Source organism: Achromobacter ruhlandii (assembly GCF_002082135.1).
GTDB lineage: Bacteria > Pseudomonadota > Gammaproteobacteria > Burkholderiales > Burkholderiaceae_B > Achromobacter > Achromobacter ruhlandii.
The window spans coordinates 1,978,656-1,986,346 of record NZ_CP017433.1 but is presented as its reverse complement, the minus strand read 5'-3'; the positions used below and the strand labels follow the sequence as shown (position 1 = coordinate 1,986,346).

The following is a 7,691-nucleotide window of genomic DNA, read 5'->3' as shown; positions in this document are numbered from 1 at the left end:
AGCGCCAGCGTCGCGCCCGCCTCGCCGGTCAGCAGCGGCGTGCGCAGCGTCAGATCGCCGCCCTGGTAGCGCCAGCCTTCGCCCGCCACGTAGCCGTTCTGCTTGTGATAGACCTGCAGGTTGCCCGTCGACGCGCCCGTGATCATCTGGGCGGCTTCCAGGTTGACCGTGGCGAAGCCCAGCGCCAGCCGGTTGGCCGGCACCAGCGTGGCCGGCACCGTATAGGGCGCATGTTCGAAGCGGATGACGTCGGCCGCGATGGTCAGGCTGCCGTCGCCCAGGCGGTCCAGCACCGCGCCGCCCGGCGCGGCGGGGGTGTCGTAGCCCAGCGGCACATTGCCGCTCGGATTGGCCATGACGGCGCCCGCCCAGACGACTTCCGACGCGCTGATGCGCGCCGTGTCGCCGGCCGCGCCGTAGCCATATACGGCCGGCGCGCCCAGCACCAGCCGTCGCAAGGCCGAGGGACCGGCCGCGGCGCGGGTGTCCAGCGTCACCGCGCCATAGACGTTGATGGACTCTCCCGCATTGAGAATCAGGCTCTCCAGCGCGGGCGCGCCCAGCGCCGTATTGCCGCGCAACAGCCGCGCCAGGGCATCCTGGTCCAGCGCCAGGCCGGGCGGCAGTTGTCCTGCCGCCGCGGCCTGGGCCAGCGCCTGCGGCGAGCCCAGGTTCAGGCCGGACACGCTCAGCATCAGATTGCGCGTGCCGTACTCGACGTTGTCGCGCAAGGTAAAGGCGCCGTTGGTGGCCGCGCCAATCGTGCCTTCCGACACCAGGCGCGTGGTTCCCGTGCAAACACCCGCGCAGGCGCCAATGTCGATGGCCACGCGGCCATCCTGCGCCGGCGGCCGCAGGTTGACCAGCCCGTTGGACAGGACCAGCGCGCCATTGGACTGGAGCGAGTAGTAATAGCCGCCACGCGCGTCCTGCGGCGCCGCCCCCATTCCGACGGTGGACAGAACGGCCCCCTGCTCAACGGTGATATTGCCGTTGGTGGGCGCCAGCAGCACGAACTCCGGCGCGTACAGGCTGGCGCCGCCGCGCACCAGCACGCGCTGGGAATCGCCGCCCAGGCTGATCGCGCCGAGCGCATCGGCTTGGGTGGAGGCGCCTATCACGCCGCCCAGCACCATGCGGGCCGGACGCAAGGCATTGAGCGCGTCCGCCGAGACCGCCACGCCAGGGCCGGCCAGGGCCGGCGCCTGCCCCGGACCCAGGATTTCCAGGCCGCCGCCCCGCACGTCCACGGCCAGCGTGCCGCCCGCGCCGCTGCTGCCCGGCGCCGCGGCGAAGCGCGCCTCGCCGCCGAACGCCAGGGCCGGCGTGCCCTCGCGGCCCGCCCCCGGCGTCAGCTTCAGGCGCAGCATGCCCGCGTCGGCCGGCAGCATCGGCAACGGCGTGCCGGTGCGCGCCGCGTTCGCCGCCAGGAAGGCGCTGTACGAGGTTTCGTTGTATTGCGCGTGGCGGCGCACCACGGCGCCCGGCGTCACCAGCAGCTGGCTGGCGGGCACCGCGCCCGGATTGACGCCCGGCGCCGTCATCCGGCCCGTGGTCACCCAGGAACCGCCACGGGTCGGCGCGGCCTGCGCGGCGTCGAATGCGCCCGGCGCACCGGCCTCGACGCGGAAGGCGCCCGGCAGCAGGGCGAAATTGGCGGGCAACAGCGTGTAGGTGCCGGGCGGCAACCCCGGCACGCCGGCGCCGATGGTGACGCGCTGGCCGTATGCAGGCATGGCGGCATCTTTCGTGGCCGGCGCATAGTCGCCGCCGAAGCCCGGCACGATGGCATAGACGGCGCTGCCGGACTTGCTGAAACCGAAGCCGGGGTTGGCGTCGGCCATGGCGTACTTGAGCACGTCCACCGAACCGCCGCGTCCGCGCACGAACGCGGCGCCGGTCAGTTCGCCGCCGCCGGACAGGTCCAGCAGCGAGCCGGCGTCGGCCGCGATGGACTTCATGTTGATCTGGATCATGCGGGACGGCGCGCCGTTCAGGTCATTGCCGCCCACGCCCGCGACCCGGATCTCCTGTCCGCCGTACAGGTACTTGATGCCGTCGGTGGTGCCGCCATAAGGCATGACCAGCCCCTGCCCGCTGATCGACGTTACGCTGCCGGCCAGGAAACGCACGCTGGACGGCGCGCCCTCGGGCCCCATGAAGACAATCGAGCCGAGCGGCGCGCGCACCACGCCGCCCTGGACGATATTGGGCCCCGACAACGTCACCGCGCCGAAGGCGGAATACGGCATGTCGGGCATGCCCTCCGTGGCGCGCCGGATCGTCAGCACCGCATCCGGATTCTTCAGCGCATTGCCGCCCCCTTGCCCGTAGTATTCGCCCGCCGCAATCCCGCCGCCGCTGCCGGTGGCGGGATAGATCTGGGCCGCGGTGATGGTCAGGCGGTTGGGCGCGGCCAGCAGCGTGTTGCCATTGAAGTCCTGGCCCACGGACACGCCCGTCAGGCGCAGGTCGCCGGCCAGGTTGACCTGGACGTCATCGAAGCTGCGCAAGTCGCGCATGCCGCGCAGATCCATCATGCCGGCGTCCAGCACCAGGCGATGCCCGCGCTTGAGCCAGTCCGGCGCCACCATGCCGACCTGCACCACGCTGTCGGATCCCAGCGGCGGCGCATAGGCCGCGTGATTCAGGAACAGGTACGGGGCCGACAGGGCCACCACGCTGCCCTCGGGCGCGCTCTGGCTCAACATCAGCGGACCCGACAGGCGCAGGCTCTGGGGCATGGCCAGCGTCAGGCCACTGTCGGCCCTTACCGTCGCGAACAACGCCAGGTTGCCGAAGCCGCCGGCCTGGACCTGGTCCACGCCCAGGCCGCCGGCGCCATAGCGCAGGTCGGCGCCAGACTCGCCCGGACGCAGGCCGGCGGGCAGCAGCGAGGCCCCCTTCTGCCGCGACAGCGTCAGGACGCGCGGCGTCAACACCGCGGCCTCGGCCAGGTTCCTCTGGTAGAAAGCCGGCGCCAGCGCCACGCCCAGCGTTCCGCCCACCGCGCCCGGCCCGCCCGCCATGGCGCGCAGGTCGCCGTCCAGGTACAGGCTGTTGGCCGACGCCAGCACGATGCTGCCGCCGTTGTAGGCCAGCAGCGTGGCGCCGCGCCCGGGCAGGTCCACCAGCGCCTGCGCGCCCGACGCGTCCAGCAGCGAGCCGGGGCGCAGGATCAGGTGCCGGTCCATCGGCCGGCGCGGGGCGTAGGCATCGGCCTCCCAGTCCAGCATGCCGCCGATCTCGATGCTGCCGCCCGCGCGCGCCACGCCATAGCGGCGGCCGTCGGTGGCCAGCGCGACATGGCTGTCGCCGGCCACGTCCAGCACCGCGCGCTCGCCGATCCACACCGAGCGGCCGTTGGCCTGGGGCGTGTAGTTCTGCTGCGAGTCAACTCGAGTGTCCAGGATAGAGATCAGGCCGCCGGGCGCCACCAGGCGGCCCAGCACCGTGATCTGGTCGCCGCCGGCAAGGCGGATCGACTGGCCCGGGTCCACCGCCAGCCGCGCGCCCGCGCCAATTTCGAGCACGCCGCCGAGGGCGTCACGGTCCGAGCGCAGGGCCAGGCTGGCGCCGCCACGCTGGGTCAGCTTGCCGCGCTTGGGATCTTCCGTGTACAGCGGCGGGGTCCACAGCGACAGGGCCTCGGCCGGGTCGGTGCCCGTGAGCGGCAGCGCGCCGCCCTCCCGACGCATGCGCCATACCGGCATGGCGACGGCGATATCCGCGCCATCGGCGACCCGCAGGCCGCCATGGCCGTTGAGGTCATAGCTGGCAAAGCCGGCCTGGAACAAGGACGGATCCAGCCGCACCGCATCGGCCGCCAGGCCATCGGCGGGGCCGCCCAGCACGAGGGCGCCGCCGCTGGCCAGGCTGAAGGCGCCGCCGCCGCTCACACCATAGCCGCGCACCGCGCCGGCCAGCGCCACCTTGCCGCCCGAGGCCGGCTGCGTGCTGACGGCGTTGGCTTCCAGCGTCACGCTGCCGCCGCGCCCGCCTTGCAACGCGCCGCTGGTCAGCAACGCCGCGCCCGACGACACATCGATCAGGCTGCCCGCCGCCAGCGCCACGTCGCCCGTGCCGCGCAGCGACACGCGGCCGCCGTCGATGACGGCCAGGCCGCGCTGCGCGGAAGGATCTTCCTTCAGGTTGCTCCACACGCCGCGCGCATCCAGCACGACGTCGCCCGCCACGCGCAGCGCGGCCTTGGCATTATTGGTCGGCAGCAGCGAAACATCTTCGAGCCGGCCGGCCGTGCCCGGCTGGCGCAGCGTGTTGCCCGCCTGGATCAGGCCGCCGCGGCTGACCAGATCCGCATTGATGTCGACAGTGGGCGCGTAGAGCGTGATCTCGCCGCCGTCGGCGCTGCGCAAGCCGGCATCCACGCGGACGGCCCGTGTGGCGGCCAGGCGGATGGCGCCCAGGCCGAAGCCGTTCAGGCGATCGGCATCCAGGAACACCTTGCCCTTCAGGTCGGCGGGCAGCGCATCGCCCAGGTCCAGGCCGGCGGAGCGGCCCGCCAGATCCCGGCCCACCACCACCTCGGCGGCCGCGCCGCCGGCGCCCAGTTGATAGCGCAGGAAGTTGCCGGCGGTGTCGTAATAAGGCTTGTAGGTGCCCACCACGAACTGCGCCGCGCGCGCCGCGTTGCGGTGCGACTGGCTGTAGCCGTCCTGGCCGGTCACCGGCGCGCGCGTCTGGCGGTCGCCCTGATAGGTGGCGCTGATGACGTCGCCATCGAGCACCGCGTTGCGGGTCGAGACCACCAGCGCGCCGGCGTCGCGGCCCACGGTGTAGCCCGATTCGTAGCGGGTCGGCGGCGCGATCAGCGGGTTGTAGAAGCGCCGCGTGGCGTTCTCGCCCCAGCGCCGCGACACCGCCTCGTAGCCCCGGTACAGGCCGGTGTAGAGCAGGTCGCCCGGCGCGCGGTCGGCCAGGTACAGGCGGCCGTCCTCGCCGCGCAGCCAGCTCTGGCGGATCTCGCCGCTCTGCACGTCGAGCGTGCCGCCCGACAGGTTGATGGCCGAGCCGGCCTGCGTCACCACCTCGGCGCCATCGAAACGCACCACGCCGCCCTGCGCCAGCCAGTGGCTCACCGGCACGCCGAGCGTGCCCAGGTAACCGCCCACTTCCAGCAGCCCGCCGGCCGTGTACCAGCGGTCGGCATCGTTGCCGCCGCTGCCCGCCGCCAGGCGCACCAGGTCGCGGCGATCGAGCCACACCTCGCTGTTGTTCAGCAGCTTGCTGTCGCGGTTGATCGGGGCATCGCGCTGTTCGTTGCCCTGCAGGTTGATCTTGAGGTTGTTGGACTCCATCGACACGATCACGCCGACCGCGCCGCCCACGTCGATGCGCGCGCCGTCGCGCACCAGCGCGCGGCCATCGGCCTTGACCGCCACCTGCCCGCCCGTGGCCAGCGATAGCGAACCGCCCTGGAAGTCCACCGTGCCCTGGCTGCTGATGCGCAGCAGCGACAGGTCGCGGCGGAATTCGTCGCCGGCGATCAGCGCGGTGTTGCCGCCCACGGCCGGCTGCAGCAGGCTGGCGCGCTGGCCGTCCAGCGCGGTCGTCAGGCTGGCGTCCACCAGGATGGCGCTCACCGCGCCCTCGGCCAGCGTCACCGCCGCGCCGTTGCCGCGCGCGTCCAGGTGAATGGTGCCGCGCGCGTCCACCGAGGTGGTCGACACCAGCACGCCGGCCTGCTCCACGCGCTGCGCGGTCAGGGTCACATCGCCCTGCGGCGCCTGGATCAGCCCCGTGTTGCGCACCAGGCCGGCGCCGGCCGCCTGCGCCTCGTTGCCGCGCGTGGTGGAGGCGATGTTGCTGTCCGATCCCTGGCCGCGGCGGATGATGAAGCTGTCGCCCGCCGCCAACAGCGCCTGGCCCTGCGGCGTGCTGATCTCGCCGGCGTTGCGGACTTCCTTGCCGGCCAGCAGCACGTAGCCGCCGCCGCGCGTGGCGCTGCCGGGCGTGGCCGTGGTCAGGCGCGCGCCCGCCTGCAGCTCGATCTTGCCGAGCGCGTCCTTGAAAGTGGGAATGGTGCCGTCGGCGTCGGCGTAGATGCCGCGTTCGCGGAACTGCGCGTCGCTCATGGTGGCGGCGGCCACCACCAGGTTGCGCGCGTTGACCTGGCTGGTGGCGCTGAAGATCACGCCGTTCTGGTTGACCACCAACACCGTGCCGTCGGCCTGGATCGCGCCCTGGATCTGGCTGGGCCGGGCCGCCGCGCCCACCACCCGGTTCAGCACCGCGTCGTCGGCGCCCTGCTTGAACCGCAGCGTGGTGTTGCGGCCGACGTTGAAGGTGTCCCAGTTCAAGATGGCGCGCGATTGCGTCTGCTCGATCGTCACCAGCTGTCGGCCGCCGTCGGTGCCTGTGGTCGGCTTGTTGGCGCCTTCCCACTTGGCCTGCGCGCCCTCCGCGATCCACAGGCCGCCGCGCGCCAGTCCATCCGGCACGTCCGTGCCGTTGGCGGCCGCGGCCGCGCGGGCCGCCGCCTGCGCCGCCTGCTGCGCGGCCACCGCCGCGGCGGTGCGATTCAGGTTATCCAGCGAGCGCTGCAGCTGCTGGCGCGATTGCGCCTGCTGGCGGGCGCTGTCGCCAATGCCGGCCAGGCTGCCGTCGGGCATGCGGCCGGTGCGCTGCGCGGTCGATTGCACCGCGCCCTTGTCGGCGAACCAGCCGGGACTGAAGGCGCGCGGCTGGGCCTGCGCCGCGCCGCTCCAGCCGCCCGCCACCAGCAGCACCGCCAACGCCTGCGTCACCGGCGTCAGGCGCCAGGCGGGACGGCGCGAACGCCGAGGGGAACTGCGGGGGGCTAGGGCGTGACTACGGCTGGGCATGACGGCTTTTCCTTCCTGGAATCGGATCTGGCATCTGCAGCGCCAGGACCGGTTCGCCGGGAAAAAACGGCGACGCGGACCGGGCGATTCTGCGCATGGGTGCCTAGACCGCTTCAAGCGTCATCGACTGCGCCTTTTCACAAAAAATTCATATTTCACGTTTGGGACAACGCGCGCGACGGCGTTCAGCTCAGCAGCACGATGCCACCCGGCAGCGACGTGACCTGGGCGCCATAGGCATCGCGGATCAACAGCGCCGCGTCGGCCAGCTGATCCAGCGAAAAGCGCGCCTGCACCAGGCTGCCCGCCAGCCGGTCGCTCACCAGCACGATGCGGCCGGGGCGGTAGCGGTTGATCTCGTCGACCACCTGCGCCAGCGGCACGTTGTTGAACTGCAGCACGCCGCGGCGCCAGGCCGTGACCTGCTCGGGGTCGACCCGGCGGGGCCCGCTGGCGCCGCCCGCGCCCAGCACCACCTGCTGCGCGGCGGTCAATTCCATGGCGTCCTGGCGCAGACTGACGCGGGCGCTGCCCTCCAGGCAGGTCACCCGCACCTGCCCGTCGGTGTAGCGCACGTTGACGCAGCCCGAGGCGGTGCTGACGCGGCCGGCCCCCGCCGTCAGGCTGACCGGCTGGCCGGCCGTCAGCAGCTCGACTTCGCCGGCCAGCAGATCGATCTGCTGCGCCGACCCGCTGCGCGACAGGTTGATGCGGGTCTGGGTATTGAGCTGCACGCTGGCGTCGCCCGCCAGCGCCACGCGGCGCTGCTCGCCGGTGCCGCTGCGCACATCCGCGGTCAATTCATCCACCGCCGGCCACAGGCCCAGCGGCGGCTTGAACGCCAGC

2 protein-coding genes are annotated in these 7,691 nt (G+C 72.7%); both read right to left on the bottom strand.

Annotated features, from left to right (window positions below):
• Window positions 1–6,845: two-partner secretion domain-containing protein (locus tag AruCF_RS29460; RefSeq protein ID WP_167385874.1), on the bottom strand; the 6,845-nt coding region annotated here is incomplete at its 3' end.
• A gap of 185 nt (window positions 6,846–7,030) precedes the next feature.
• The coding region (locus AruCF_RS09025) for a FecR family protein (protein WP_167385873.1) at window positions 7,031–7,691 on the bottom strand (661 nt) is incomplete at its 5' end.